Origin of the sequence: Meridianimarinicoccus roseus (genome assembly GCF_003172915.1) — a bacterium.
Lineage (GTDB): Bacteria > Pseudomonadota > Alphaproteobacteria > Rhodobacterales > Rhodobacteraceae > Meridianimarinicoccus > Meridianimarinicoccus roseus.
Genome location: NZ_QGKU01000047.1, coordinates 61884 through 86697 on the forward strand (window position 1 = coordinate 61884; position 24814 = coordinate 86697).

Genomic DNA, 24814 nt, shown 5'->3' on the forward strand with positions numbered 1-24814 from the left:
GTGGGACGGGGACGCAAGGGTCGCGACGTTTCGGGTTGGCTGGTGATCGACAAGGCCGCCGGGATCACGTCGAACGCTGTGGTCAACAAGGTGCGCTGGGCCTTCGGGGCGAAGAAGGCGGGCCATGCCGGCACGCTCGATCCGGAAGCGACCGGCGTTCTGGCCATCGCGCTGGGCGAGGCGACCAAGACGGTGCCCTACGTCACCGACGCGCTGAAGGCCTACCGGTTCACCGTTCGGCTGGGGCAGGCGACCAACACCGACGATGCCGAGGGCGAGGTCATTGCGCAAAGCGACGCACGCCCCGACGACGCGGCGATCGCGGCGGCGCTGCCCGCCTTCGTGGGCGACATTCGGCAGGTGCCGCCGCAATTTTCCGCGGTGAAGATCGATGGGCAGCGCGCCTACAAGCTGGCCCGCGACGGCGAGGACCTGGAGCTCGCCGCGCGCGACCTGTTCGTCGAGAGCCTCGAGATGGTGGACCGCCCGGACGCCGACCATGTCACGCTCGAGATGATCTGCGGCAAGGGCGGCTACGTGCGGTCCATCGCGCGGGATCTGGGTGCGGCGCTGGGCTGTCACGGCCATGTGCGCGAATTGCGCCGGGTCTGGTCCGGCCCTTTCGAGGCGGAAGACGGCGTAAGCCTTGCTCGGATCGAGGAACTGGCGGGCGACGTCGGCGCGCTCGATGCGCTGCTGGCGCCGTTGCAGGTGGGGCTGGCGGATCTGCCGGAACTGCCCTGTTCTGCCGATGGCGCCACGCGGCTGCGAAACGGCAATCCCGGCCTCGTGCTGTCGTCCGAGGCGGAATACGGCGACGAGGCCTGGGCCTCGTACATGGGCCAGCCGGTCGCGGTGGGCATCTACAAGGCAGGCACGCTGCACCCCAGCCGGGTGTTCAACCTGCCGCAATGACCCCGCCCACCGTGCCCCCCGGCGCCGCCACGGTCGCTCCCACCGATGAGTCCACTTTTCCGGAGGCCACGGTGCGGCGCACGCATCTGAAGGGCGATGCCGCCTCGGTCGCCGTCTATTCCCCCTGCGAGCGCTATCGCTACAGCCTCACACGGGTCTGGGACGAAGCCGGTCGGCGCGCGCTGTTCGTAATGCTGAACCCGTCCACCGCGACCGAAGTGCAGAACGACCCCACGGTGGAACGCTGCGAGCGGCGGGCGCGGACGCTGGGCTTCGGCGCGTTCCGGGTATGCAACATCTTCGCGTGGCGGGCGACCGACCCCAAGTTGATGCGCGCGCAGGCCGACCCGGTCGGGCCGCTGAACGACGCCGCGATCCGCGATGGCTGCGCCTGGGCCGACACGGTGATCTGCGCCTGGGGCACGCATGGCGCGCATCTGGGGCGCGGACCCGAGGTCGCCGCGCTGATCCGCGCGGCGGGTGTCACGCCGTTCCACCTGGGGCTGAGCAAGGCCGGCCACCCGAAGCATCCGCTCTACATCGCCTATACCTGCGGCCCGGAGCCCTGGCCCGCCCCGTGACACCGCCGCGCGCGCTGCAATCGCCCCCTTTCCAAAAGGGCGATTTTCCCCTATGTGCACCCATCCGGCCTTGGGCCGGGTATTCTCCAAGGGCCCTGCTGGACGACATCCCGGCTTGCGCCATCACATCCAACGCAAGGAGACCCCGATGTCGATCACGGTTGAAGAAAAGCAGCGTCTGCTGAAGGAATTCGCGACGAAGGAAGGCGACACCGGCTCCCCCGAGGTGCAGGTGGCCATTCTGACCTCGCGCATCTCGACACTGACAGAGCATTTCAAGACGCACAAGAAGGACAACCACTCGCGCCGCGGCCTGCTCAAGCTGGTCGCACAACGGCGCAAGCTGCTGGACTACCTGAACGCGAAGGACGCGGGCCGGTACCAGGACCTGATCAAGCGTCTCGGCATCCGCCGCTGACACAGGTGGACGCGCCCCGACGGGCGCGTTTTCCTTTTCCGGGGGCGCCAGGCGCCGATCGCCGCGCCCGCGGAGACGCCGAAGACAACGCACAAAACGTGCAGAAGACGAAGACGGTGCACGAGACGTGCACAAGGCACCCCGCCGGGCCTCACGGGGGACGCAGATGACGACCGGGGCCACGGGCCGGACGCCCGTACGCAACCAGACCGGGGGAGGGTCCCTCGGTCAGCATAGGAACGCACATGTTCGACGTTAAAACGAAATCGATGCAATGGGGGGAGGAAACCCTCACCCTCGAAACCGGCAAGGTAGCCCGTCAGGCGGACGGCTCCGTGATCGCGACGCTTGGAGAGACCAGCGTCATGGCGAACGTGACCTTCGCCAAGCAAGCCAAGCCGGGCCAGGACTTCTTTCCGCTGACCGTCCATTACCAGGAAAAATACTACGCCGCGGGCAAGGTGCCCGGCGGCTTCTTCAAGCGCGAGGCGCGCCCCTCCGAGAAGGAGACGCTGACGGCCCGCCTGATCGACCGTCCGATCCGTCCCCTGTTCGTCCCCGGCTTCAAGCATGAAGTGCTGGTGATGTGCACGGTGCTCTCGCACGATCTGGTCAACGATCCCGACATCGTGGCGATGATCGCCGCGTCGGCCGCGCTGACCATTTCCGGTGTGCCGTTCATGGGCCCGATCGCTGGCTGCCGCGTCGGCTTCGAAGGCGGGGAATACATCCTCAATCCCGAACTCGATGACATGCAGGACCTGCGCTCCAAGCCGGAGCAGCGGCTCGATCTCGTCGTCGCCGGTACCCGGGACGCCGTGATGATGGTCGAATCGGAGGCTTACGAGCTGACCGAGGAAGAGATGCTGGGTGCGGTCACCTTCGCGCATGAACAGATCAAGCCGGTGGTCGACCTGATCGTGGCGCTGGCCGAAGAGGCCGCGAAAGACCCGTTCGACTTCCAGCCGCCGGATTACAGCGCGCTTTACGACGCGGTCAAATCGCTGGGTGAGACGCAGATGCGCGACGCCTTCGCGATCACCGACAAGCAGGCCCGCACCTCGGCCGTGGCCGCCGCGCGCGACGCGATCCTCGCTGGCCTGAGCGATGAGCAGCGCGAGGACGCCAATCTCGGCTCCGCACTGAAGAAACTTGAAGCCTCCATCCTGCGCGGCGACGTGGTGCGGACCGGCAAGCGGATCGATGGCCGCGCGCTGGACCAGGTGCGTCCGATCGTGTCCGAAGTCGGCATCCTTCCCCGCACCCACGGCTCGGCGCTGTTCACGCGCGGCGAGACGCAGGGCCTTGTGATCACCACGCTGGGCACCGGCGACGACGAGCAGTTCATCGACGCGCTGCACGGCACGTCGAAATCGAATTTCCTGCTGCACTACAACTTCCCGCCCTACTCGGTTGGCGAAGCGGGCCGCGTGGGCCCTCCGGGCCGTCGCGAGATCGGCCACGGCAAGCTGGCATGGCGCGCGTTGCAGGCAGTTCTGCCGGCGGCGACCGACTTCCCCTACACGATCCGCATCGTGTCCGAGATCACCGAATCGAACGGCTCGTCCTCCATGGCGTCGGTCTGCGGCGGTTCGCTGTCGATGATGGATGCGGGTGTGCCGCTCAAGGCCGCCGTGGCCGGTGTGGCGATGGGCCTTATCCTTGAAGATGACGGGCAGTACGCGGTGCTGACCGACATCCTCGGCGACGAGGACCACCTTGGCGACATGGACTTCAAGGTCGCCGGGACCGAGAAGGGCATCACCTCGCTGCAGATGGACATCAAAGTCGCGGGCATCACGCCGCAGATCATGGAAAAGGCGCTGGAGCAGGCCAAGGCCGGCCGGCTTCACATCCTGGGAGAGATGAACAAGGCGCTGACAGCCCCGTCCGGCTTCAGTGAATACGCCCCGAAGATCGAAACCATGCAGATCCCGGTGGACAAGATCCGGGAAGTGATCGGATCGGGCGGCAAGGTGATCCGCGAGATCGTGGAAACCTCGGGCGCCAAGGTCGACATCAACGACGACGGCATCATCAAGATCGCGTCCAGCGATGCGGAGGCGATCAAGCGCGCCTACGATATGATCTATTCCATCGTGGCCGAGCCCGAAGAGGGCAAGATCTACAAGGGCAAGGTCGTGAAGCTGGTCGATTTTGGCGCCTTTGTGAACTTCTTCGGCAAGCGCGACGGACTGGTGCATGTCAGCCAGATCGAAAACCGCCGCCTGAACCATCCGTCGGACGTTCTGAAGGAAGGCCAGGAGGTCTGGGTCAAGCTGCTGGGCTTCGACGATCGCGGCAAGGTCCGCCTGTCGATGAAGGTCGTGGACCAGTCCACCGGCGAACCCGCGAAGGAAGACGAACAGGCCGAGTGATCGGCTTGCGCGCAGCAGGACAGAAGGCCCCGGGTCGGACCCGGGGCCTTTTTTTGTCTGGCCTTCGCAGCGGCGCAGTCGCGGTCCGCGACCGGTTATCGCGCACGCCGCAACGTCATCCGGCAGGACCAGCCAGCGCGCTTGACCGGACCCGCGGTGTCGGCATTAACCTTTCAGCGCGCGCGGCCGCGGTCGCAGACCGGCCCGGCAGACGCGCAACAAAGGGAGAGACCATGACCCACGCTTTTCTGGCCGCCGGCCTTCTGGCCGGGGCGCTCGCCGCTGGTCCCGTTCACGCGGCGCCCCATGTAGACCCGTTCACCAGCTTCTGGGCCCTCGGAGACAGCCTGACCGACAACGGCAACGTGTTCGCAGTTGCCCCCGGCGCAATCCCCAGCCCGCCCTATTTCAATGGCCGCGTGTCCAGTGGACCGACCTATGCCGAATACATCGCCGCTGATTTTGCGGCCCAAGGCAAACCGACGGGCAACCTCGCCTTTGCCGGAGCGCTTGCGGCGACGGATGGCGACCTGATCCCGGACCTCGCCGCGCAGGCCTTCGCGCCGTTCCCGATTTACGCAGACGGGCAGGCCGGGTTGACAAGCCGCGCCGGGCAGTTCGGCCTGCGCCCGCTGGTGTCGCTCTTCTTCGGTTCCAATGACATCCTCGGTACACTTGCCTTGGGCGGCGACCCTGTCGCGGCCGCAGCCAATGCCGCCCAGCAGGTGCTGGACGCGATGGGCGGACTTGCGCTTGCCGGGGTGCGCGACTTCGTCGTGCTCACCTTGCCCGATTTCGCCCAGACACCCCGCCTGAACGGGCAGCCAGCCCCGGTCCGGGCACTTGCCACCGCCGCCTCGCTGCAATTCAACGCCGCGCTGGCGGGCGGGATCCCGGGCCTGCAACCCGGCATCAGCGTCACACAGGTCAACGTGTTCTCGGCACTGGGCGACGTGATCGCCGATCCGGGCGCCTACGGGCTGAGCAACACCACCGACAGTTGCCTGTCCTTCGGCGTGGACGGGCTTGGAAATCCGACCATCACCGGGGTCTGTGCCGACCCGGCGTCGTATGTCTTCTTCGACGAGATACACCCGACCGGGCCGGTTCATGCCGCGCTGGCCGACGCCGCCCGCGCGGCGCTGACGCCGGTGCCCCTGCCTGCCGCAGGATGGGCGCTGCTGGCGGGGCTGGCAGGGCTGGCCGCGACCGCACGGCGCCGCGCGGCGTAAGCTGCGCGCTCCGCCCAGTTCAGGCCTCGTGCGCCCCTGCGCGGTTCAGGCCTCGCGCATCACAGACCCCGGCCGCTCACCCGGCCGGGATTTCCCTTCCCCGGGCGCGATGAAGATCGCGGGGGCAGTCAGCCCGCAGGCCACCCGCTGATCGCCTTTACTTCCAGGAATTCCTCCAGACCGAAGGCGCCGCCCTCGCGGCCGTGGCCGGATTGCTTCATGCCGCCGAACGGGAAGCCCGGCCCGAAGCCCTTCGCATTCATCTCCACCATGCCGGACCGCAGCGCACGGCCCACACGGCGCAGGCGCGCCGGATCCTCGGTCTGCACATAGTTGGTCAGCCCATAGGGCGTGTCGTTGGCGATGCGGATCGCGTCGTCCTCGTCGTCGTAGGCGATGATCGAGAGCACCGGCCCGAAGATCTCCTCCCGGGCGATGGTCATGTCGTTCGTCACATCGGCGAACACGGTCGGGCGGGCGAACCAGCCACGGTTCAGCCCCTCGGGCCGCCCCGGACCGCCCGCCACCAGCCGCGCGCCCTCGGCGATGCCGGTCTCGATCAGGCCCTGCACCTTGTCCCATTGCGCCGCGCTGACCAGCGGCCCGATATGCCGCCCGGGCTCGGAAGCCGGGCCGACCGACGTCGTCTCCGCCGCCTGCACGGCGATCTCAACAGCACTGTCATACCGCGCGCGGCTGACCAGCATCCGCGTCGGTGCGTTGCAGGACTGGCCGGTATTGTTGAAACAGCGCCGCGCGCCCATCTGGATCGCCCGGTCCGGCGCGTCGTCGAAGATGATGTTGGCGCCCTTGCCGCCCAGTTCCAGCGCCACGCGCTTGAGCGTCTCCGCCGCCGCCCGGCTGATCGCGCGCCCCGCGCGGGACGATCCGGTGAAGGACACCATGTCGATGCCCGGATGCGCGGACAACTGGGTGCCGACCCCGGCCCCGTCTCCGTTGAGCATGTTGAACACGCCCGGCGGCGTGCCCGCCTCGTCCATGATCTCGGCGAAGACGAGGGCGGACAGCGGCGCGACCTCGGACGGTTTCAGCACCATCGTGCAGCCCGCCGCCAGCGCCGGCAGCACCTTCAGCGTGATCTGGTTCATCGGCCAGTTCCACGGCGTGATCAGCGCGCACACGCCCACCGGCTCGCGGCGGATCAGCGTGCCGGGCGTGCCGCCCAGCGGGGCCTCGAACACGCAGGCTTCCAAAGCGGCGGCGGCATCGCGGATATGCGCCGCCCCTGCGCCCACCTGCGGGCCGCGCGCCCAATCGATCGGCGCGCCCATCTCGGTGCTGATCGCCCGCGCCATGTCGTCCGACCGCGCTTCATAGGCGGCTGCGATGCGACCGAAAAGGGCCAGCCGATCGGCCACCGGCCTTTGCGACCAGTCCAGGAAGGCGGCCTGCGCGGCAGCCACGGCGGCATCGGTGTCGGCCTGCCCGCCAAGACTGATCGTCGTCACGACCTCTTCGGTGGACGGATCGTGGACCGGGCAGTCGCGCCCGTCGCGGGGGGCGACCCACGCCCCGCCGATATAGAAGTTCCGGTGCTGCGTCATGCGATCTCCCTTCGTTCGCGAACATCGTTTCACCCCGGCGGGGCCTGCGCAAGACACGGTTCTTTCCCGCACCGAAAGGGGCTGACTTTTGGATGCGGCGGGTCCAGATAGCTATCAGACGCATTTCTGAACGGAGGCTTCAATGGCCCTGCGAATCAACGACACCGTCCCCGACTTCACCGCCCGCACCAGCCAGGGCGACATCAGCTTCCACGACTGGATCGGCGACAGCTGGGCGATCCTGTTCAGCCACCCCAAGGACTTCACCCCGGTCTGCACCACTGAATTCGGCGCCGTCGCGCAACTGTCTGAGGAATGGAAGAAACGCGGCACCAAGGTGATCGGTGTGTCCGTCGATGGCGTGGACGAGCACATGAAATGGATCGGCGACATCGAAAGCTATGCCGGGGCCGACGTGGACTTCCCGATCATTGCCGATGACGGGCTGAAGATTTCAAAGGCGTTCGACATGCTGCCCGCCGAAGCCTACCTGCCCGACGGGCGCACCCCCGCAGACAGCGCCACGGTGCGCGCGGTGTTCATCATCGGGCCGGACAAGCAGTTGAAGCTGTCGATGACCTACCCGATGACCGTAGGCCGCAACTTCGCCGAGGTGCTTCGTGCGCTGGATGCTCTGCAGGCGTCGGCGAAGCTGGGCGTGGCGATGCCGGCGAACTGGGAAATGGGGCAGGACGTGATCGTGCCGACCAGCGTCAGCACCGAGGCAGCACGCGAGAAATACGGCGCGGTGGAGGAAATCTTCCCCTACCTGCGCAAGACCGCCTATCCCGGCTGATATCGGAACACGGGGATCCCCGGAACGAAAAACGCCGCCGACTGCGATGCAGCGGCGGCCTTTCCCATGCTGAAGCGTGCGGTCGTCAGATGGCGCGGCCGCGCAGCACATGGGTGGCGATGGACTCGCGGCTCAGCCCGATGCGGGCAAGGTCTTCGTCGCTCAGCGCGCACAGGCGACACATTTCCTTATAGCGCGGGTCCGCTTCGGCCAGGCGGACCATCGCGCGATAGAGTGCGATGAAAGGCGCAGCCAGAAGCGCGCCAAGGCTGCGGATCGGAGTGGCGATATGGGTCGGGGCGGCAATATAGGCCATGGAACGGGTGTCCTGCGGGTCTGCTTCAAGGAAGCCTGTCATCTAGACAGCCCGCAAAAGCCCCGCCACCGCCATCCGGGCAACCCCGCCCTGCGTCTGCTGCATTGCAGCGACACCGCCATCGGCCCGCCAAACCGTCAGGCGCTTCGGTATCGCATGGCCCAGCACATGCCGAGGCCGCCCAGCAACAGCGCCAAGCCGCCCGGCAGCGGCACCGGGGCCGGCGGGAGCGGCAGCATCCCGGTGGTAGGCACCGCGATGCCGCCTACGGTCGTCGACAACAAAGACGCCGCGCCATCGCCGGGCACCGAATGCTCGAAGCTCAGAAACCGCCCGGTGGTGAAATTTTGCGCCGTCGTCTCGACCGCGAAAAAGGTGGTGCCGTCCGGTTCCGTCAGAAAGCTGAAGAACTGCAAGAGGCCCGCCGCCGTGTCCACGAAATCGACCGAGGTCAGCATGTCCTGCCCCTCCGACTGGCTGCGATCCAGCACGAAGGCGCCCAACGGGAAGAAGCCCGTGAAACCGCTCCAGCTGATCAGTTCTATGAAGTTTTCGCTGCTGCCCTTGGGGCCGGGAACCGGATCGGTGAACACGAGGTCGCGGAACCGGAAACTGAACACGAGGTTGCCGGTGTTGTCCGACCGCACAACGCGGCTCTGGACATTGCCCTCGATCCGCCCGCCCTGAGCCGGGATACCCAGAACCGGGTTTGCCGGGATGAACTGGTCGGTGACGAAGGCGGTCAGTTGGTCATAGATAACGACCCCGCCAAGGTCGGTCGTCGAGACATCCGTGACAACAGTGGGGGTGGCGAACCCGTCGCCCGGTGCGATCTGCACAGCGCCTGCGGGAGGCGCGGGTGCAAACGTCGCCGCCATGGCGGCAAGACAGGAAAAAACCGATGCTGAAATGGCTTTCATGGCTGGGCTCCGGTGCTGCCGTTCCGATGCGTTAACCATAGTTACGCAGGGGCAACTGCGCAACTGGCCACTGCCCGTTCACGCGTCAGAACGGCACGGGCACCCGGAATGCCATGCCCCGCCCTCCATCTGGGTGGCGCAGGCGCAGCTCCTCTGCATGGAGCATAAGGCGCGGAAATTCCCGCGCCGGGCCTTCCGCATAAAAAGGATCACCGAGGATGGGATGCCCCAACGCCAGCATGTGCACCCGAAGCTGGTGACTGCGCCCGGTCTTCGGCATCAACCGCACCCGCGTCGTGCCGTCTTCCACCCTCTGCACCCGCCAGTCCGTCACCGCAGCGCGGCCGTTCTCGGGATCGACCATCTGGCGCGGACGATTCGGCCAGTCCACGCAGAGCGGCAGGTCGACCGTGCCGCGCCGCTCCGTCATCTCGCCCCAGACGCGGGCGGCATAGGTCTTCTTCGTCTGCCGCTTCTCGAACTGCAGCCCGAGGTGGCGCTGCGCCGCCGGGGTCAGCGCGAAGATCATCACGCCCGACGTGTCCCGATCCAGCCTGTGCACCAGCAGCGCGGTAGGAAAGGCCGCCTGCACGCGAGCGATCAGGCAATCGGCAAGATGCGCGCCCTTGCCCGGCACCGACAAAAGGCCCGGCGGCTTGTTTACCGCCAGCAGCGCATGATCCTCGTGAATCACCTCCAGCGGCGTGTCTGGCGGATCGTAGACCGCGTTCTCCATCCTGCTCATGGCCCGAAGGTGGCGCGCAGGATCGAGGCCAGCGCATCCGCGTCGGCCTGGTCGAACGCGTCCGGCCGGTCGCTGTCGATGTCCAGCACGCCCAGCAGCGTGCCACCGCGCCAGACCGGCAGCACGATTTCGGACCGGGTGGAGGACGCGCAGGCGATATGGCCGGGAAAGGCGTCCACGTCTGGCACGATCTGCACCTGCCCGCTGCGCGCCGCCGCCCCGCAGACCCCGCGCGAGAACGGAATCACGAGACAGCCGTGCCCGCCCTGGTAGGGGCCGATCTTCAGCACCTCGCCGCCGACATTTCGGTAAAAACCTGTCCAGTCAAAGCGGTCATCGCTGTGATGAATCTCGCAAGCCAGCGTCGCCATGAGTGCGACAATGTCGTCTTCGCCCTCGGTCAGCGCGGCGCAGCGGGCGGCGAGTGCCGGGTAATCGGTCCGGCTCATGGCCGCTCGATGGCGACAGCCGTCGCCTCGCCCCCGCCGATGCAGATGGCGGCGACCCCGCGCTTGAGGTCGTGCCGTTCCAGCGCGTGCAGCAGCGTCACAAGTATGCGTGCACCCGACGCGCCGATCGGATGGCCCAGCGCGCAGGCCCCGCCATGCACGTTGACCACGTCATGCGGCAGGCCCATGTCCTGCATGAAGGCCATCGGCACCACGGCGAAGGCCTCGTTCACCTCCCACAAGTCCACATCGGACACCCGCCAGCCAACCCGGTCCAGAAGCTTGCGCGCGGCCGGAACAGGCGCAGTGGTGAACCAGCCCGGCGCCTGCGCGTGCCCGGCCTGCCCTGCGATCCGTGCACGCACCGGCAGGCCCTGCGCCCCGGCGACGTCGGCGCGCGCCAGCAGCAGCGCCGCCGCCCCGTCCGAGATCGACGAGGCATTGGCCGCCGTAACCGTGCCGCCCTCGCGGAAGGCCGGTTTCAGTTGCGGGATCTTCCCGGGCTGCGCCAGTCCGGGCTGTTCGTCCCGGTCCACGACCTGCGCGCCCTTGCGATGCGGTACCGCGACCAGGGCGATCTCGGCGTCGAACGCGCCGCCGGTCTGCGCCGCCAGCGCCCGTTCGAGGGACGCCACAGCATAGGCGTCCTGCATGTCCCGCGTGAACTGGTAGTGCGCCGCGCAATCCTCGGCGAAGGTGCCCATCAGGCGGCCCTTGTCATAGGCGTCCTCCAGACCGTCCAGGAACATGCTGTCCACCGCGCCGACATGGCCCAGCCGCGCGCCGCCGCGCATCTTCGGCAGCAGGTAGGGGGCGCCCGACATGCTTTCCATGCCGCCCGCGACGATCAGCCCGGCGCGGCCCAGCGCCAGCGCGTCGTCGGCCTGCATGACCGCCGCCATGCCCGATCCGCACATCTTGTTCACCGTGATCGCGGGCGTCGCGTCACCCAACCCGCCGGCATATCCGGCCTGCCGCGCGGGCGCCTGACCCTGACCTGCGGGCAGCACGCAGCCCATCACGCAGCCGTCGACCGCATCGGGCCGTGCCCCTGCCCCGGCCAGCGCGGCGGCGATGGCCGCGCCGCCCAGCTGAGGGGCCTCCAGAGGGGCCAGACCGCCCATCAGACCACCCATCGCGGTGCGCGCCGCACCGCAGATCACTGTGCCCATGCCGTCTCCGTTCCTGTGCCATTGCGGGGATGTGGAAACCACTTGGTAAGACCTCGGCCCTAGCCTGTCAAAACGCGATGGAAGGGAGCGGCAGGATGAACCTAGACCACGAAGTGAAGGGAGACGTGCTGGTGATCACACCGGCCGACCGCCGCATCGATGCGGCGGTCGCGATCCAGTTCAAGGACCGGATGCGCGAAATGTCCGCCACGGCGGGCGACCGGATCGTGCTGGATCTCGGGCAGGTCGATTTTGTGGACAGCAGCGGGCTGGGCGCCATCGTCGCGGCCATGAAACAACTGGGCCAGGGTTCCCGGCTGGAACTCGCCGCGCTGACTCCGAACGTGGCCAAGGTGTTCCGTCTGACCCGAATGGACACGGTGTTCCCGATCCACGACAGCGTGGACGCCGCCCTCGGGGCGGCGGTAAGCCATGGATGATGCCGCGCTTCGTGCCGCCGCGGACTGTGGCGGCGCGGGGGCGGCGGGCGATGTATCATTGGCTGTCACCGCCACGCCGCAAGGGGTGCGAGAGGCGCTGATCCGCCTGCGGCGCGATCTGACGGCGGCCGGGCTGGCGCCCGACGATGTCGGCACGGCGGAAATGGTGCTGGCCGAGGTGATGAACAACATCGTGGAACATGCCTATGCCGGATGCAGCGGGGCGCAGCTCGAACTGCGGCTTCGGGTGTGCCGGGGTGGCGGCGGGCTGTCTGTGCATGCCCGCGACACCGGGGCGGCGATGCCCGGCGGCACTCTGCCGGAAGGCGCGCCGCACCGACTCGATGTGGGAATGGAGGATCTTCCCGAGGGCGGCTTCGGCTGGGCGCTGATCCGCACGCTGACCGAAGATCTGACCTATCGCCGCGCCGGGGGCGAGAACCACCTGAATTTCCGCGTACCGCTGCCGGAACTGATCTGAACCGGCGCGCTGCGGCCCCTCTTGCGCGGCGGCGCCGCGACCTGCTCGCCATCGCACCCGCGCGGTCCCGCGGGGCGTGAGAAGGCCCTGCGGCTGCCGCCATGAGGCCCGGAATTCGGCGGGGCACAGGGGGCCAAACTGCCGACCTTCTATCCGGCGGGCGTGCTCGCGCCCGTACCCGGCCTCCGGCGCGGCGAACCGCCCGAACGCGCTTGCACCCGCACCCGCTTTGCCTATCGTGACGCAAAACCACAAAACGGGGGGCCACATGCGCGATTTCCATTTTCCGGGCAGGTCGGCGGTCTACGCAACCAACGGAATGTGCGCGACCTCGCACCCACTGGCCGCGAAAACCGCCATCGACCTGCTGCAACAGGGCGGCAACGCGGTGGATGCCGCGATCGGCGCCGCCGTTCTACTGGGCATCGCCGAGCCGCAGATGACCGGCCTTGGCGGCGACTGCTTCGCGCTGGTCAAACCCGCCGGCAGCGAGGAGGTGATCGCACTGAACGGATCGGGCCGCGCCCCCGCCGCGCTAAGCGCGGATACGTTGCGCGAGGCGGGTCATAGCGCCATGCCACTGCGCGAGGCCGCCGCCGTCACACTGCCCGGCGCGGTCGACGCGTTCTGCCGCCTGTCCGAGAAGATGGGCACGCTAGGGCTGGACCGCACGCTCGCCCCCGCGATCCGCTATGCCGACCAGGGCATACCCGTCGCGCCGCGCGTGGCGTTCGACTGGGCCTCCGACGCGGCCAGCCTGCAGGGCGACGCGCGCACCCATTTCCTTCTGGACGGCGCGGTGCCACGGCCGGGGCAGGTATTCCGCGCACCCGGCCAGGCCGAGGTGCTGCGCCGCATCGCGCGGGACGGACGCGCGGCCTTCTACGAGGGCGAGATCGCGGCCGAGATGACCCGGACCCTGCGCGCCGCAGGCGGCGTGCACACCGAAGCCGACTTCGCCGCCGTCGAAGCGACTTGGGACTCACCCGTAACCGGCACCTACAAGGACACCGACCTGCTGGAGCATCCGCCGAACGGGCAGGGTGTCGCTGCGATCCTGATGGCCAACATCCTTGCGCAGTTCGACCTGCCGTCGCTCGACCCGTTCGGCGCGCAGCGCGCCCATATCGAGGCCGAGGCCGCCAAGCTGGCCTATGACGCGCGCAACCGTTTCGTCGCCGATCCCGCTCACATGACGCGGATGGCGCATCTGCTGTCCAATGACACCGCCGCGCGCCTCGCCGCGCTGATCGACCCGCGGCGCGCCATGCCAGACCCTGGCCACGCGGCTGAAACGGTGCACCGCGAGACGATATACATCACCGTGGTGGACCGGGACCGCATGGCGGTGTCGCTGATCTATTCCATCTTCCACGGCTTCGGGAGCGGCATCGCCACGCCGCGCCACGGCATCCTGCTGCACAACCGCGGCGCGGGCTTCAGCCTTGTGCCCGGCCACCCGAACGAGGCGGCGGGCGGCAAGCGACCGATGCACACGATCATTCCCGCCATGCTGCGCGAGGGCGGACGCATCACCCTGCCCTTCGGCGTAATGGGCGGCGCCTATCAGGCGAACGGGCATGCGCGCTTCCTGACCAACACGGTGGATTACGGGATGGACCCGCAGGACGCCATCGACGCGCCGCGCAGCTTCTGGGACGCGGGCGACCTGAAGGTCGAACGCGGCTACGCGGACGCGGTCCGCGCCGAACTGGCCGAGATGGGTCACCGCGTCGTGGTGCCCGACACGCCCATCGGCGGCGCGCAGGCGATCCGGATCGACCCGGAGAGCGGCGTCCTGCAAGGCGGATCCGACCCGCGCAAGGATGGCTGTGCGCTTGGCTACTGAACCGGTCCGGCGCGCCAGTCCGGCGCGCCCGCCCTCAGTTCAGCTGCGCCTGAAGCGGGTAGACCCCGTTCTCGGGTTCGCCGAACATGTCCTCGAGATCGGGATGCTCGATCGGCTCTCCGCTCATGTCCGGCAGAAGGTTCTGCTCCGAGACATAGGCGACGTAGTAGCTTTGTTCGTTCTCCGCCAGCAGGTGGTAGAACGGCTGATCCTTCGACGGGCGGCTGTCCTCGGGAATGGCGTCATACCATTCCTCGGTGTTCGAAAACACCGCGTCGACATCGAACACCACCCCGCGAAACGGGTGCTTCTTGTGACGGACGACCTGCCCGAGGCGGTATTTGGCACGAGTCTTTAACATCAAATTGCAACCTTTCGCCTGCCCCAATATGCCACAAACAGGGGTCGTGTCCATGCACGGGCCGACGCACCTGAGGAATTAGTGAACGTGAACCTCGCCCTGACCGTCCTTGAAATCGTGGCACCCGTCTTCATTCTGGGGGCCGTCGGCTTCGCCTGGATCAAGCTCGGCTTCGAATACCGGCTGCAGTTCGTCACCCAACTGGCGATGACACTGTCGGTTCCCTGCCTGATCTTCACCGCCCTGATGCAGACCGACATCGACCCGAAGGCGCTGGCCGATCTGTCGCTGGCCGCCGTGCTGGCATACGGCGCGGTCACGGCGGTCACGGCGGTGTTGGTGCGGGTGTTCAGCCTGGACATGCGGACTTTCCTGCCGCCGCTGATCTTCGGCAATACCGGCAATCTGGGGCTGCCGCTGGCGCTGTTCGCCTTCGGGGAAACCGGGCTGGGCTACGCGGTGGTCGTGTTCGCGGTGATGGCGGTGTGGTCCTTCACCTTCGGCGTCTGGGTGGTGTCGGGGGGCGGCTCACTTCTCAAAGTGCTGCGCGAACCGATGGTCGCGGCGACGCTGCTCGGCGCCCTGTTCCTGTGGCAGGGCTGGGAAACACCGCGGTTCCTGACAAACGCGCTGGAGCTGGTAGGGCAGATCGCGATTCCCGTCATGCTGATCACGCTGGGCGTCGCGGTGGCGCGCCTGCATCCGGGGCGGCTGGGCCTGTCGGTCGTGCTGTCGGCGCTGAAGCTGGTGATCTGCGTGGGCCTCGCCTGGGTGATCGGCCAGCAGTTCACGCTCGATCCGGTCGCCTTCGGGGTGCTGGTTCTCCAGGTCGGCACGCCGGTCGCAGTGACCTCCTACATGCTCGCCGAGAAGTACGGCGCCGATGCCGACGCGGTGGCGGGTCTTGTCGTCACCTCCACACTGATGGCGGTGGTCGCGCTGCCCGGCGTGCTCGCCGCCGTGCTCTAGGCGCGCCCTGGCGCAACCTCGTTTTTGCGTTTCAGTTTGGCAGGCTTTTCGATAGACTGACGCAAAATAAAATGCGTGAGGCAGAAATGAGCAGTCGTCTTGCCGCGCTGGCCCTGGTCGCGCTTCTCAGCGCGTGTGGCGGGTCCAAATCCCCGCCCCGCAACCTCGACAATGCGTGCAGCATAGTCGATCAACGCCCCAGTTACCTTCGCGCCTTCAAGCGCACGGAATCGAAATGGGGCGTGCCCGTCCCCGTGCAGATGGCCGTGATCCATCAGGAAAGCAAGTTCGACGGCGACGCGCGCACCCCGCACCGCTACGCGCTTGGCGTGATCCCGATGGGCCGCCAGTCTTCCGCCTTCGGTTATTCCCAGGCCCTCGACGGCACGTGGGAGGATTACAAGAGGGCGCAGGGCCGCTGGCGCGCCAGCCGGTCGAACATTCACGACGCGACCGATTTCATGGGCTGGTACATGAACGAGACCCAGCGCCGGAATGGCATTTCCAAGTCGGACGCGCGCAACCAGTATCTCGCCTACCACGAAGGCCACGGCGGCTATGCTCGGGGCAGCTATACCCGGAAAAGCTGGCTGGTCCGGGTTGCCGGACGGGTGCAGGACCGCGCCTACATGTACGACCGGCAACTGAAAGCCTGCGGCAAGATCTGACCAGTCGCTACTGGCGCTTTTCGGTTTCGAACGGGATGCTGAACAGAAAATCTGACAGCTCGGCCCGCGGCTGCAGCGGCCCCAGCAACGTGCGGGTCTGCTCGCCGCTTTCCGAAATGATCATCCATTCCGCCAGCCGGATCGGATCGTTCTCGAAATAGAGGTAGATGCGCCCATACTCCGGATTGTCCGGATCTTGCGCCTGCACGATAGTGCGCCCGTTCTGCTCGCCGTGCCCCGTGACCATGCGTGCCCGCGTCAGATCGACATTACGGTCAAGGATGATCGCCAGCGGCGTGCTGCGCAGCGGGTATTGCTCCGGCGCGCCGCTGCCGCGTCCGTCGAACACCGCGATCTGCCCGCCACTGGCAAGCACCAGCGTGTCCTGCTGCGGCGGGTCGTATTCGAAGCGGATGCGCCCAGGCCGCTTGATGTAGAGCGTCCCGCCCAGCCGCGAGCCATCGGCATTGATCTGCGTGAACCGCGCTTCGGCCGCGCCGATATCGCCGAGGTAATCGGACAGCACCGGCAGCGACAGCCGTTCCGCCGCGGCGGGCAGGGCGGCAAAGGTCGAACCAAAGGCGAGGGCGGCAAGCGCGGCGGCGCTGCGAAGACGTGACATCATGGCGTCAGATATACGCGCCCCGCGCCCGGGTTGCATCCCCCTTGCAAGGTCACGAACGCGTGCCGAAGGCGATCATCACGCAACAAAGGGGCGCCCACGCGACGCCCACAACAATCCCGCGGCGCATTGGCAGGCTTTCGGCGGCACCGCACACGCCCGCGTGCCGCCATTCCGCGATACCGTGAAAAGTGCGGAAAAGAACGGGGTCGGGTGGGAAGGACCGGCGCGGACTGGAACGGGCGGCGTCAGTCGCGCTCCCGCTCCGGCACCAGGACCTCGCGCTTGCCGACATGGTTGGCGGGGCTGACAAGGCCCGCGTCCTCCATCTGTTCGACCAGCCTCGCGGCCTTGTTGTAACCGATCGCCAGCTTCCGCTGGATGTAGCTGGTGGAACATTTGCGATCGTTGATGACCACCTGCACCGCCTGATCGTAGAGCGCGTCCTCGCCCCCGGTGTTGCCGCCAAGGCCCAGCACCGCATCGATCTCGGCCTCGCGGTCATCCTCGGGCCCGTCCGCGACACCGCCGACATAGGAGGGAGGGCCGTACGATTTCAGATGGTTGACGACTTCCTCGACCTCTTCGTCGCTGACGAAGGGAGCGTGGATGCGGGTGATCCGCCCGCCACCGGCCATGTAAAGCATATCCCCCATGCCCAGAAGCTGCTCCGCTCCCTGCTCGCCCAGGATCGTGCGGCTGTCGATCTTCGAGGTGACCTGGAAGCTGATCCGGGTGGGGAAGTTTGCCTTGATCGTGCCGGTGATAACGTCCACCGACGGGCGCTGCGTGGCCATGATCAGGTGGATGCCGCTCGCCCGCGCCATCTGCGCCAGCCGCTGGATGCAGGCCTCGATCTCCTTGCCCGCGACCATCATCAGGTCGGCCATCTCGTCAACGATCACGACGATATAGGGCAGCGTCTCGGGCGCGAACTGCTCGGTCTCGAAGACCGGATCGCCCGTCTCGTCGTCGAACCCGGTCTGCACCGTGCGCGAGAACATCTCGCCCTTCTCCAGCGTCGCGCGGACCTTGCCGTTATACCCTTCGATATTGCGCACGCCCATCTTGGACATCTTGCGATAGCGGTCCTCCATCTCGGCCACGACCCATTTCAGGGCCACGACGGCCTTCTTGGGGTCCGTGACCACGGGGGACAGCAGATGCGGAATGTCATCGTAAACCGACAGCTCCAGCATCTTCGGGTCAATCATGATCAGTCGGCATTCGTCCGGCGTCAGCTTGTAGAGCAGCGACAGGATCATCGTATTGATCGCCACCGACTTGCCCGACCCGGTGGTCCCCGCGATCAGCAGATGAGGCATCTTGGCAAGGTTCGCCACGATGCTTTCCCCGCCGATATCCTTGCCGAGCGCCAGCGGCAGGCGCAGCTTGCTGTCGCCGAAATCCCGCGCGCTCAGGATCTCGCGCAGCAGCACCATCTCGCGGTTGTCATTGGGAAGCTCGATCCCGATGACGGACCGGCCCGGCACGGTAGACACCCGCGCCGACAGCGCCGACATGGACCGCGCGATGTCGTCCGCCAGCCCGATCACCCGGCTGGCCTTCAGGCCCGGCGCCGGTTCAAGCTCGTACATCGTGACGACGGGACCGGGGCGCACCGAAACGATGTCGCCCTTCACGCCGTAATCCTCCAGCACGTTCTCCAGCATCCGCGCATTTTCTTCCAGCGCCTCGTCCGACAGGTAGAGCCGTTCCACCGTCGCCGGATCGCGCAGCAGCGACAGCGGCGGCGGGTCGTAATCGTCCTCGGCCGGCGGCGTGAACTGCAATGGCGGCTGGCTTTCGGCCTGCGCGCGCGCAGAGGGCGCAGGGCGCCGGACGGCGGCGTGCTGCACGACCGGCGCTTTCGGCGCTGCGCGCGGGATCGCGGCGGGCGCCGGCTCCTCGGGCATGTCCATGTCGGAGGCCGGGTCGATCGCAGGCAGGTCAGCCTCCGGCAGATCGTAGAACGCGGCATCAGCGGCGAAATCATCGGCTTCGGCGGCATCGTCAGCCGGACCGAACGCCTGCCCCGCCGCCTCGGGCGCCGACGCGGGGCGAGTCAGGACGGGCTCGCGACGGGCGCGGGTTTCGGCGGCGCGTGCGCGGTCGGTGCGCAGCCGCGTGCGAATTGCGTCCGTGATCTTTGCACGCACACGATCCTGCCCGCCTTCGGGGTCGAACGGCAGATCGTCCTCGTCGTCGATATCGTCGAAGGGCTCCGACGCGGGCGGCGCGGCAAGGCGCGGCTGCGGGCGGCCCAGCGTGCGGGCGATCAGGCCCAGCTTCGGTTCGGGCGGCAATGTGATCTCGGGCGCGTCGAAATCGTCGTCATCGTCGAACACGGGATCGTCCGACGCCTCGCCGAACAGGTCGCGCCCGGTGTCGGCGCGGGCAACGCGCGGCTCAGCGGTGGCGGCGGCGGGCGCGGCCAGGGCCGCTTCGGCGCGGGCGGCGCGCCGGGCCTCGCGGCGCGCGGCAAGCCCGTCGCGTGCCCGGCCCGCCCGGTCGCCCGCCCCGCGCACCAACTGGTCGAAGGCGAACAGGACGCCCAGCCCGAGGAACCGAAGCGCACCGCCGGTTTCGGCGCGCGTCGCGCCCAGAACGAACAGGCCCATGGCCAGCAGCCCCAGCGCCAGCCCCGCCGACGCCGCGATCAGCCCATAGGCGGGCGACATCGGCACCAGCCCCAGAAGAACGCCCAGCCCGGTATCGCCAAACAGCCCGCCCAGCCCGAAACTGTGGGTCCAGTCAGGCCCCGGCGGCACCGTCGCGGCATAGAGCGACGCCACCGCCACCCACAGCGGCGCAAACACAAGCCGACCGAACGCGCGCTCCTCGCCCCGGTGCAGCACGAAGCGCAGCCCCCAGGCGCCCGCCGTCGCCACCAGCGCCCAGGACCCCGCCCCGAGGATCACGTAGAGCGGCGCCGCGACATAGGCCCCGAACGTGCCCAGCCAGTTCTGCGGTGCGCTGGACGAGGTGCCAAGGAAGCTGGGATCGGTCGGCGCATAGGAACCGAGCGCAAGGCCCAGCACCACAGCCACGGCCAGCAGGGCCAGCCCGGCCAGTTCCCAGGCGCGCCGTTCCAGGATGGCCTGGGTCGCTTCGTCAAACAGCGGGTCACGGGAACGGGTCTGGAAAGCCATCGGTCAGTTTCCTATCAATACAGACAATCGCGCAGGGCAGTCAGCCCGGCTTCGGTCTCGGTCGGGGGGGCGACCAGCGCGACGCGGATGAAGCCCGCACCGGGATTGGCCCCTCCAGCTGCGCGGCCCAGATACGCGCCGGGCAGCACCCGCACGCCGGTCTCGCGCCACAGTTTCAGCGCCGCGGCCTCGCCGTCGGGCACGGGCAGCCACAGGAAGAACCCCGCCTGCGGCGAGACATAACCGGGCACGCCCGACATGAGCCGATCTGCCAGGTCGAACTTCGCGGCATAGAGACGGCGGTTCTCGACCACATGCGCCTCGTCGGCCCAGACCTTCGCGGCAGCAGCCTGCAACGGCATCGGCAGCGGCGCACCCGCGTAGTTGCGCAACTGCCGGATGCGGGAAATGGCGCCCGGCCCGCCCGCCACGAAGCCGGACCGCAGGCCCGGCAGGTTCGACCGCTTGGACAGCGAATGAAAGGCCAGCACGCGCTCCGGGTCGGTCCCGCGTTCCGCCGCGACCTCCAGCGCGCCGGGCGGCGGCGCGTCGCGGTAGATCTCGGAATAACATTCGTCGGCGACGATGCGGAAATCGTGCTTCTCGGCCAGCGCCATAAGGTCCGCCCAATAGCCGCGATCGGCCACCGCGCCCTGCGGGTTGGAGGGCGAGCAGACATAGGCCAGCGCGGTCCGGTCCAGAACTTCGGCGGGCAGCGCGGCGTAGTCGGGCAGGAACCCCGTCGCGGCGGTGGCGGGCACGAAGACAGGCTCCGCCCCGACCGACAGGGCGGCCACGGCATAGACCTGGTAGAACGGGTTGGGCACAAGCACCACCGGCCGCGCGCCGCGTTTCGTTTCCGGGCAAAGCGCATGGGCAACGTTGTAAAGACCCTCGCGCGTTCCGTTCAGCGCCATCACCCGCTCGGGCTGCACCACCACTCCATAGCGGTGTCCCAGCCAGTCACAGATCGCCGTCAGAAGTTCGGGTCGCCCCTCGTTCACCGGGTAGCGGTTGAATTCATGGGCATGGGCCGTGATCTCGTCCGTCACCCAAGCCGGGAAGGCGTGCTTCGGCTCGCCGATGGACATGGCCAGCGGGTCGCCCCCCGGCGGGTGGACGTCGAGAAGCGCGCGCAGACGCGGAAACGCGTAAGGCGGCAGATCGGAAAACCGCTCTGGTTCTTGCATGGTGCCTCGGCTCGTCGGGGTCATGGCGCCCCGTTGTCGGCAGGGTAGCGCGAAATCGCCCGCCCGGTCCAGCGAAAGGGCGCGTCAGACCAGAGCGGCCTCGGCAGCGGCACCCAGACGCAACAATCTTGCCTCGGCCAGGGGCGGCGCCATCAGCATCAGCCCGCAGCAGGGCGCGCCGGTGGGCAGCGTCAGCGCGCAGCCGCCCATCAGGTTCCCGATGCGGGTGTTGCGCAGCGCCAGCAGGTTCTGGGCCACATAGGCGTCCGCATCCGCCGCGATGTGTGCCGTCTCGGGCGGCAGGTTCGCCGTGGTGGGCAATATCACAGCGTCATGGCCCGCGACCGCTGCCGCCCACCCTACGCGCAGCTCATCGAGCCGCCGCCACGCCGCCACGAAATCCGGCCCGGTGACGCCGCGCCCGCCCTCGAACCGCTCGCGCACGCGGTCGTACATCCGCTCCGGCGCGGCGGCGATCCTGTCGCCCCACGTGCCCCAGGCTTCTGCGGGGTAGAGGGTCGGCGCCAGCGCCATCGCTTCGGGCAGATCAGGCGCCGCCAGCCGGGTCAACCGGGCGCCCGCGCGTTCCAGCCGGCCCAGCGCGGCGTCGAAACCGGCGGCCTGCGCCGGGTCGAGATCGTCCAGCGCGACAGTCTCCAGCACCGCCAGCCGCGCCCCCGAAAGCCGCGCGCCGCGCAGATCAGGCGCCCGCCCTCCCTCCAGCAGCGCCAGCAGCAGCGCGGCGTCCTCCACGCAGCGCGCCAGCGGGCCCACCGTGTCGAACCGCGCGCAGAGCGGCACCACACCGTCCAGCGGCACCCGGCCGCCCGTGGTCTTCAGCCCGACAAGGTCGTTCCAGCCCGCCGGCACCCGGACCGACCCGCCGGTGTCGGACCCGATGGCCCCCGCCGCAAGGCCGAAGGCCAGCGACGCCGCCGCTCCCGATGACGACCCGCCCGGCACACGGTCCGGCCCAGACCTGTGCGGCGGCGTCGCCGTCATCGGATTGTAGCCCAGCCCCGAAAAGGCCAGTTCCGACAGATGCGTCTTGCCAAGGCTGACCGCGCCCGCCGCCTCGGCCCGGCGCACAACCTCGGCATCGCGGTCGGGAACCCGGCCCGTCAGCAGGCGCGAACCGGCCTCGCAGCCCGCCCCGGCGATGTCGAACAGGTCTTTCCAGCTGATCGGCACGCCGTCCAGCGGGCCGCGCAGGCAGCCTGCCCGCGCCCGGCCTGCAGCCGCCGCGGCCTGTGCCCGCGCCCGGTCCGGCAGCATCCTCGCATAGATCAGCTGCTTCGGGTCTTCGGCCGCCGCCGCGTCCAGATATGCCTCGCACAGCGCCACCGGGTCGATCCGCCCCGCCGCGATGCCACGCCCCAGCGCCGCCGCGCCCATCTGCCGCCAGTCCTGCGCCATGCCTGCCCCCTGCCAAGTGTCGCAGCCACGCTAAAGCGGCGCTGCGACGTGGACAATCCCGCCCGCTCGGCCATATTCACGGCCATGACCGATACGCTCCAAAGCACCGACGTCCTGATTATCGGCGGCAGCCTGAACGGCGCCGCGCTCGCGCTCGCGCTGGGGCGGGCAGGACTGCGGGCGACCGTGATCGACGCGCTGCCGCGCGCCACCCAGGCCAGCGCGGAATTCGACGGGCGCTGCTACGCGATGGCGCTCGCTTCCGTGCGGATGCTGCGAGCTCTGGGGCTGTGGGACACGCTGGCACAGGGTGCGCAGCCGATCCTCGACATCAAGGTCAGCGACGGGCGCGCCGGTGAAGGGCCCGCGCCCTGCACGCTGCATTTCGACCATGCGGAACTGGAAGAAGGCCCGATGGGCCACATGGTCGAGGACCGGCACCTGCGCCCTGCCCTGCTGGCCGCGATCGACGCCGAACCGAACGTCACCCATCTGCCCGGCACGCGGGTCGCCGCGCAGGCGGTCGTAGGCGGACGGGCCGAGATCACTCTTGACGACGGATCGGTGCTGCGCGCGCCGCTGCTGGTCGGCGCGGACGGGCGCACCGGCCCGACCGCCGGGCGCGCGGGCATCCGCCGCCGCGTGACCGATTACCGCCAGACCGCGCTGGTCTGCGCCATCGAACACGACAGGCCGCACCACGGCGTCGCGCACCAGTTCTTCATGCCGCCGGGGCCTCTGGCAATCCTGCCTCTGACCGGCAACCGATCCTCCATCGTCTGGAGCGAAAGCGCCGCGCAGGCCGCCGCCGTACAGGCGATGGACGATGACGGCTACCTCACGGTGCTGCGGCCGCGCTTCGGCAGTTTCCTGGGCGAGATCCGGCTGGCGGGCGCGCGCTACACCTATCCGCTGAACATGACGCTGGCCTCAAGCTTCACCGCGCCGCGACTGGCGCTGGTGGGCGATGCGGCGCGCGGGGTGCATCCGATCGCCGGACAGGGGTTGAACGCGGGGCTGCGCGACGTGGCCGCGCTGGCCGAGGTGGTCGCGCTGGCCCATCGCCGCGGACAAGACATCGGAGCGCCCGACGTGCTGGCGCTCTATGCGGGCTGGCGGCGCTTTGATACCGCGACGTTGGCCTTCGCGACCGACACGTTCAACCGGCTGTTTTCCAACGACAACCCGCTTCTTCGAGCAGGCCGCGACCTTGGTCTGGGGCTGGTGAACGCCGCGCCGAGCCTGCGCCGCGCCTTCATGCGCGAGGCGGCCGGGCTGACCGGCGATCTGCCAAGACTGCTGACCGGCGCGCCGCTGTGAAGCGCCAGCGCGTCAGTCGTCCAGTCTGCGCGCCTCGTCCGGCAGCATGACCGGGATGCCCTCCCGGATCGGGTAGGCCAGCCCGGCCTGGCGCGAGATCAGTTCCTGCCGGGCAGCGTCGTAGTGCAGCGTCTCCTGCGTCTGCGGACAAGTCAGCGCCTCCAGCATCCGCCGGTCGAACAGCGGCTCCGCCGTCATTGCATCAGCTCGTCCCGGTCGCCGCCCAGCAGTGCGAACTCGATCAGCGTGACCAGCGTCTCGCGCCGGGTGGCCAGCGACGGCGCTTCCAGCAGGGCCTGCTTGTCTTCCGGTTCGAACGGACAAAGCATCGAAAGCGAGTTGATCAGCAACTCGTCCTCGGCGTCCTTCAGGCTGTCCCAATCGGTTGACAGGTTGCGCGCCTCGAAGAAGCGGCCAAGCAGGTCGAGGAAGGCGGGCCGGTCGAAGGACGGGTCGGTTTCAGCGCCGCCAAGATCGCGCTCGAACCCGGCCCAGGACACATCCGCCTTCAGATACGGGGCAAAGCCCGACACCTCGCGCGACACCCGGTAGCGCGACATGCCCGACAGGGTGATCATGTAGCGCCCGTCCTCGGTTTCGGAAAAACCTGTGACGCGGCCCGCACAACCGATGCCCTGCAGGCGCTTGGCCTCCTGTCCGGGCACGCTGCGCGGCTGGACCATGCCGATCAGCCGATGCTCCGTCTTGAGCGCATCGTCGAGCATGGCAAGATAGCGCGGCTCGAAGATGTGCAACGGCAGGCGGGCCCGGGGCAGCAGAAGCGCACCGGGCAGCGGAAAGACCGGGATGGTAGCCGGCAGGTCGGCAGGTGCTGTCATGCCCATCAGTCTAGCCCGAC

At 68.4% G+C, this 24814-nt stretch carries 25 protein-coding genes; 12 read left to right on the forward strand and 13 right to left on the reverse strand.

Annotation, left to right across the window (positions count from 1 at the left end; translation table 11 throughout):
• From truB to DKT77_RS14675, 5 genes are all read left to right on the forward strand, one after another.
• On the forward strand, positions 1-915 hold the full coding sequence (gene truB / locus DKT77_RS14655) for a tRNA pseudouridine(55) synthase TruB (protein ID WP_109812418.1): 915 nt from the start codon (positions 1-3) through the stop codon (positions 913-915).
• A complete protein-coding gene (locus DKT77_RS14660) occupies positions 912-1496 on the forward strand; it encodes a DUF1643 domain-containing protein (protein WP_109812419.1) in 585 nt (194 codons plus the stop codon). The genes truB and DKT77_RS14660 overlap by 4 nt, the downstream gene beginning before the upstream one ends.
• Before the next feature lie 148 nt (positions 1497-1644).
• Positions 1645-1914: a 30S ribosomal protein S15 gene (gene rpsO, locus DKT77_RS14665; RefSeq protein ID WP_109812420.1), complete on the forward strand. Its 270-nt coding sequence runs from the start codon at positions 1645-1647 to the stop codon at positions 1912-1914.
• A 245-nt stretch (positions 1915-2159) separates the two neighbouring features.
• The gene (pnp, locus tag DKT77_RS14670; RefSeq protein ID WP_109812421.1) at positions 2160-4292 is read left to right on the forward strand and encodes a polyribonucleotide nucleotidyltransferase; all 2133 of its coding nucleotides are present in this window, start codon (positions 2160-2162) and stop codon (positions 4290-4292) included.
• A 233-nt stretch (positions 4293-4525) separates the two neighbouring features.
• Positions 4526-5524 carry an SGNH/GDSL hydrolase family protein gene (locus DKT77_RS14675; protein WP_109812422.1) on the forward strand — a complete coding sequence of 333 codons (999 nt, stop codon included), beginning with the start codon at positions 4526-4528 and terminating at the stop codon, positions 5522-5524.
• Between the two features lie 128 nt (positions 5525-5652).
• Here DKT77_RS14675 and DKT77_RS14680 read toward each other — a convergent pair whose 3' ends face one another.
• Positions 5653-7089 carry an aldehyde dehydrogenase family protein gene (locus DKT77_RS14680; RefSeq protein ID WP_109812423.1) on the reverse strand — a complete coding sequence of 479 codons (1437 nt, stop codon included), beginning with the start codon at positions 7087-7089 and terminating at the stop codon, positions 5653-5655.
• Between the two features lie 142 nt (positions 7090-7231).
• On the opposite strand from DKT77_RS14680, the gene DKT77_RS14685 reads away from it, so the two are divergent.
• On the forward strand, positions 7232-7885 hold the full coding sequence (locus DKT77_RS14685) for a peroxiredoxin (protein ID WP_109812424.1): 654 nt from the start codon (positions 7232-7234) through the stop codon (positions 7883-7885).
• An 85-nt stretch (positions 7886-7970) separates the two neighbouring features.
• Here the strand turns inward: DKT77_RS14685 and DKT77_RS14690 are convergent, their stop codons facing one another.
• From DKT77_RS14690 to DKT77_RS14710, 5 genes are all read right to left on the reverse strand, one after another.
• Entirely contained in the window at positions 7971-8243 is a 273-nt protein-coding gene (locus tag DKT77_RS14690; RefSeq protein WP_146205014.1) for a hypothetical protein, read from the reverse strand.
• Between the two features lie 95 nt (positions 8244-8338).
• Positions 8339-9121, reverse strand: coding sequence for a hypothetical protein (locus DKT77_RS14695; protein ID WP_109812426.1), 783 nt, complete (start codon positions 9119-9121; stop codon positions 8339-8341).
• A gap of 85 nt (positions 9122-9206) precedes the next feature.
• Positions 9207-9857 (reverse strand): pseudouridine synthase, encoded by a 651-nt coding sequence (locus DKT77_RS14700; protein WP_109812427.1) that lies wholly within the window; start codon positions 9855-9857, stop codon positions 9207-9209.
• Between the two features lie 5 nt (positions 9858-9862).
• Positions 9863-10315 (reverse strand): GAF domain-containing protein, encoded by a 453-nt coding sequence (locus tag DKT77_RS14705; RefSeq protein ID WP_109812428.1) that lies wholly within the window; start codon positions 10313-10315, stop codon positions 9863-9865.
• A complete protein-coding gene (locus DKT77_RS14710; RefSeq protein ID WP_109812429.1) occupies positions 10312-11487 on the reverse strand; it encodes an acetyl-CoA C-acyltransferase in 1176 nt (391 codons plus the stop codon). The genes DKT77_RS14705 and DKT77_RS14710 overlap by 4 nt, the downstream gene beginning before the upstream one ends.
• A gap of 95 nt (positions 11488-11582) precedes the next feature.
• On the opposite strand from DKT77_RS14710, the gene DKT77_RS14715 reads away from it, so the two are divergent.
• The 3 genes from DKT77_RS14715 to DKT77_RS14725 all read left to right on the forward strand — a co-directional run bounded on the left by DKT77_RS14715 (position 11583) and on the right by DKT77_RS14725 (position 14257).
• Positions 11583-11927: an STAS domain-containing protein gene (locus DKT77_RS14715; protein WP_109812430.1), complete on the forward strand. Its 345-nt coding sequence runs from the start codon at positions 11583-11585 to the stop codon at positions 11925-11927.
• A complete protein-coding gene (locus DKT77_RS14720; protein ID WP_109812431.1) occupies positions 11920-12408 on the forward strand; it encodes an ATP-binding protein in 489 nt (162 codons plus the stop codon). Before DKT77_RS14715 ends, DKT77_RS14720 begins: the two co-directional genes overlap by 8 nt.
• A gap of 268 nt (positions 12409-12676) precedes the next feature.
• Positions 12677-14257: a gamma-glutamyltransferase family protein gene (locus DKT77_RS14725; RefSeq protein ID WP_109812432.1), complete on the forward strand. Its 1581-nt coding sequence runs from the start codon at positions 12677-12679 to the stop codon at positions 14255-14257.
• Between the two features lie 34 nt (positions 14258-14291).
• Here the strand turns inward: DKT77_RS14725 and hspQ are convergent, their stop codons facing one another.
• Positions 14292-14618: a heat shock protein HspQ gene (gene hspQ / locus DKT77_RS14730; RefSeq protein ID WP_109812433.1), complete on the reverse strand. Its 327-nt coding sequence runs from the start codon at positions 14616-14618 to the stop codon at positions 14292-14294.
• A gap of 87 nt (positions 14619-14705) precedes the next feature.
• Here hspQ and DKT77_RS14735 point away from each other — a divergent pair, with 87 nt between their 5' ends.
• Together DKT77_RS14735 and DKT77_RS14740 are read left to right on the forward strand one after the other, a co-directional pair.
• Positions 14706-15587: an AEC family transporter gene (locus DKT77_RS14735; protein WP_109812508.1), complete on the forward strand. Its 882-nt coding sequence runs from the start codon at positions 14706-14708 to the stop codon at positions 15585-15587.
• 86 nt (positions 15588-15673) lie between these two features.
• Positions 15674-16255 (forward strand): transglycosylase SLT domain-containing protein, encoded by a 582-nt coding sequence (locus tag DKT77_RS14740; RefSeq protein ID WP_109812434.1) that lies wholly within the window; start codon positions 15674-15676, stop codon positions 16253-16255.
• Between the two features lie 7 nt (positions 16256-16262).
• Here DKT77_RS14740 and DKT77_RS14745 read toward each other — a convergent pair whose 3' ends face one another.
• From DKT77_RS14745 to DKT77_RS14760, 4 genes are all read right to left on the reverse strand, one after another.
• Positions 16263-16877 (reverse strand): LolA family protein, encoded by a 615-nt coding sequence (locus DKT77_RS14745; protein WP_109812509.1) that lies wholly within the window; start codon positions 16875-16877, stop codon positions 16263-16265.
• Positions 16878-17125: 248 nt separating this feature from the next.
• Entirely contained in the window at positions 17126-20029 is a 2904-nt protein-coding gene (locus DKT77_RS14750) for a DNA translocase FtsK (protein ID WP_109812435.1), read from the reverse strand.
• Positions 20030-20043: 14 nt separating this feature from the next.
• On the reverse strand, positions 20044-21219 hold the full coding sequence (locus DKT77_RS14755) for an aminotransferase class I/II-fold pyridoxal phosphate-dependent enzyme (protein ID WP_109812436.1): 1176 nt from the start codon (positions 21217-21219) through the stop codon (positions 20044-20046).
• Positions 21220-21303: 84 nt separating this feature from the next.
• The gene (locus tag DKT77_RS14760) at positions 21304-22635 is read right to left on the reverse strand and encodes an amidase (RefSeq protein WP_238547920.1); all 1332 of its coding nucleotides are present in this window, start codon (positions 22633-22635) and stop codon (positions 21304-21306) included.
• Between the two features lie 48 nt (positions 22636-22683).
• Here DKT77_RS14760 and DKT77_RS14765 point away from each other — a divergent pair, with 48 nt between their 5' ends.
• Complete coding sequence (locus tag DKT77_RS14765) at positions 22684-23955, forward strand: FAD-dependent monooxygenase (protein ID WP_420798323.1); 1272 nt, start codon at positions 22684-22686, stop codon at positions 23953-23955.
• Positions 23956-23967: 12 nt separating this feature from the next.
• Here the strand turns inward: DKT77_RS14765 and DKT77_RS14770 are convergent, their stop codons facing one another.
• Positions 23968-24153, reverse strand: a complete 186-nt coding sequence (locus tag DKT77_RS14770; protein ID WP_109812437.1) for a Trm112 family protein — start codon at positions 24151-24153, stop codon at positions 23968-23970.
• Positions 24150-24794 carry an LON peptidase substrate-binding domain-containing protein gene (locus tag DKT77_RS14775; protein ID WP_109812438.1) on the reverse strand — a complete coding sequence of 215 codons (645 nt, stop codon included), beginning with the start codon at positions 24792-24794 and terminating at the stop codon, positions 24150-24152. The genes DKT77_RS14770 and DKT77_RS14775 overlap by 4 nt, the downstream gene beginning before the upstream one ends.
• Between the last annotated feature and the right edge of the window lie 20 nt (positions 24795-24814).

What these genes read in the sequence shown, in the direction of transcription:
- DKT77_RS14705 (WP_109812428.1), bottom strand. Translation starts at nt 10,315, where the DNA reads ATGAGCCGGACCGATTACCCGGCACTCGCCGCCCGCTGCGCCGCGCTG.
- DKT77_RS14660 (WP_109812419.1), top strand. Translation starts at nt 912, where the DNA reads ATGACCCCGCCCACCGTGCCCCCCGGCGCCGCCACGGTCGCTCCCACC.
- DKT77_RS14775 (WP_109812438.1), bottom strand. Translation starts at nt 24,794, where the DNA reads ATGACAGCACCTGCCGACCTGCCGGCTACCATCCCGGTCTTTCCGCTG.
- DKT77_RS14680 (WP_109812423.1), bottom strand. Translation starts at nt 7,089, where the DNA reads ATGACGCAGCACCGGAACTTCTATATCGGCGGGGCGTGGGTCGCCCCC.
- DKT77_RS14740 (WP_109812434.1), top strand. Translation starts at nt 15,674, where the DNA reads ATGAGCAGTCGTCTTGCCGCGCTGGCCCTGGTCGCGCTTCTCAGCGCG.
- DKT77_RS14710 (WP_109812429.1), bottom strand. Translation starts at nt 11,487, where the DNA reads ATGGGCACAGTGATCTGCGGTGCGGCGCGCACCGCGATGGGTGGTCTG.
- DKT77_RS14685 (WP_109812424.1), top strand. Translation starts at nt 7,232, where the DNA reads ATGGCCCTGCGAATCAACGACACCGTCCCCGACTTCACCGCCCGCACC.
- DKT77_RS14750 (WP_109812435.1), bottom strand. Translation starts at nt 20,029, where the DNA reads ATGGCTTTCCAGACCCGTTCCCGTGACCCGCTGTTTGACGAAGCGACC.
- DKT77_RS14690 (WP_146205014.1), bottom strand. Translation starts at nt 8,243, where the DNA reads ATGACAGGCTTCCTTGAAGCAGACCCGCAGGACACCCGTTCCATGGCC.
- DKT77_RS14695 (WP_109812426.1), bottom strand. Translation starts at nt 9,121, where the DNA reads ATGAAAGCCATTTCAGCATCGGTTTTTTCCTGTCTTGCCGCCATGGCG.
- DKT77_RS14715 (WP_109812430.1), top strand. Translation starts at nt 11,583, where the DNA reads ATGAACCTAGACCACGAAGTGAAGGGAGACGTGCTGGTGATCACACCG.
- hspQ (WP_109812433.1), bottom strand. Translation starts at nt 14,618, where the DNA reads ATGTTAAAGACTCGTGCCAAATACCGCCTCGGGCAGGTCGTCCGTCAC.
- pnp (WP_109812421.1), top strand. Translation starts at nt 2,160, where the DNA reads ATGTTCGACGTTAAAACGAAATCGATGCAATGGGGGGAGGAAACCCTC.
- DKT77_RS14675 (WP_109812422.1), top strand. Translation starts at nt 4,526, where the DNA reads ATGACCCACGCTTTTCTGGCCGCCGGCCTTCTGGCCGGGGCGCTCGCC.
- DKT77_RS14700 (WP_109812427.1), bottom strand. Translation starts at nt 9,857, where the DNA reads ATGGAGAACGCGGTCTACGATCCGCCAGACACGCCGCTGGAGGTGATT.
- DKT77_RS14720 (WP_109812431.1), top strand. Translation starts at nt 11,920, where the DNA reads ATGGATGATGCCGCGCTTCGTGCCGCCGCGGACTGTGGCGGCGCGGGG.
- DKT77_RS14725 (WP_109812432.1), top strand. Translation starts at nt 12,677, where the DNA reads ATGCGCGATTTCCATTTTCCGGGCAGGTCGGCGGTCTACGCAACCAAC.
- DKT77_RS14760 (WP_238547920.1), bottom strand. Translation starts at nt 22,635, where the DNA reads ATGGCGCAGGACTGGCGGCAGATGGGCGCGGCGGCGCTGGGGCGTGGC.
- rpsO (WP_109812420.1), top strand. Translation starts at nt 1,645, where the DNA reads ATGTCGATCACGGTTGAAGAAAAGCAGCGTCTGCTGAAGGAATTCGCG.
- DKT77_RS14755 (WP_109812436.1), bottom strand. Translation starts at nt 21,219, where the DNA reads ATGCAAGAACCAGAGCGGTTTTCCGATCTGCCGCCTTACGCGTTTCCG.
- DKT77_RS14770 (WP_109812437.1), bottom strand. Translation starts at nt 24,153, where the DNA reads ATGACGGCGGAGCCGCTGTTCGACCGGCGGATGCTGGAGGCGCTGACT.
- DKT77_RS14745 (WP_109812509.1), bottom strand. Translation starts at nt 16,877, where the DNA reads ATGTCACGTCTTCGCAGCGCCGCCGCGCTTGCCGCCCTCGCCTTTGGT.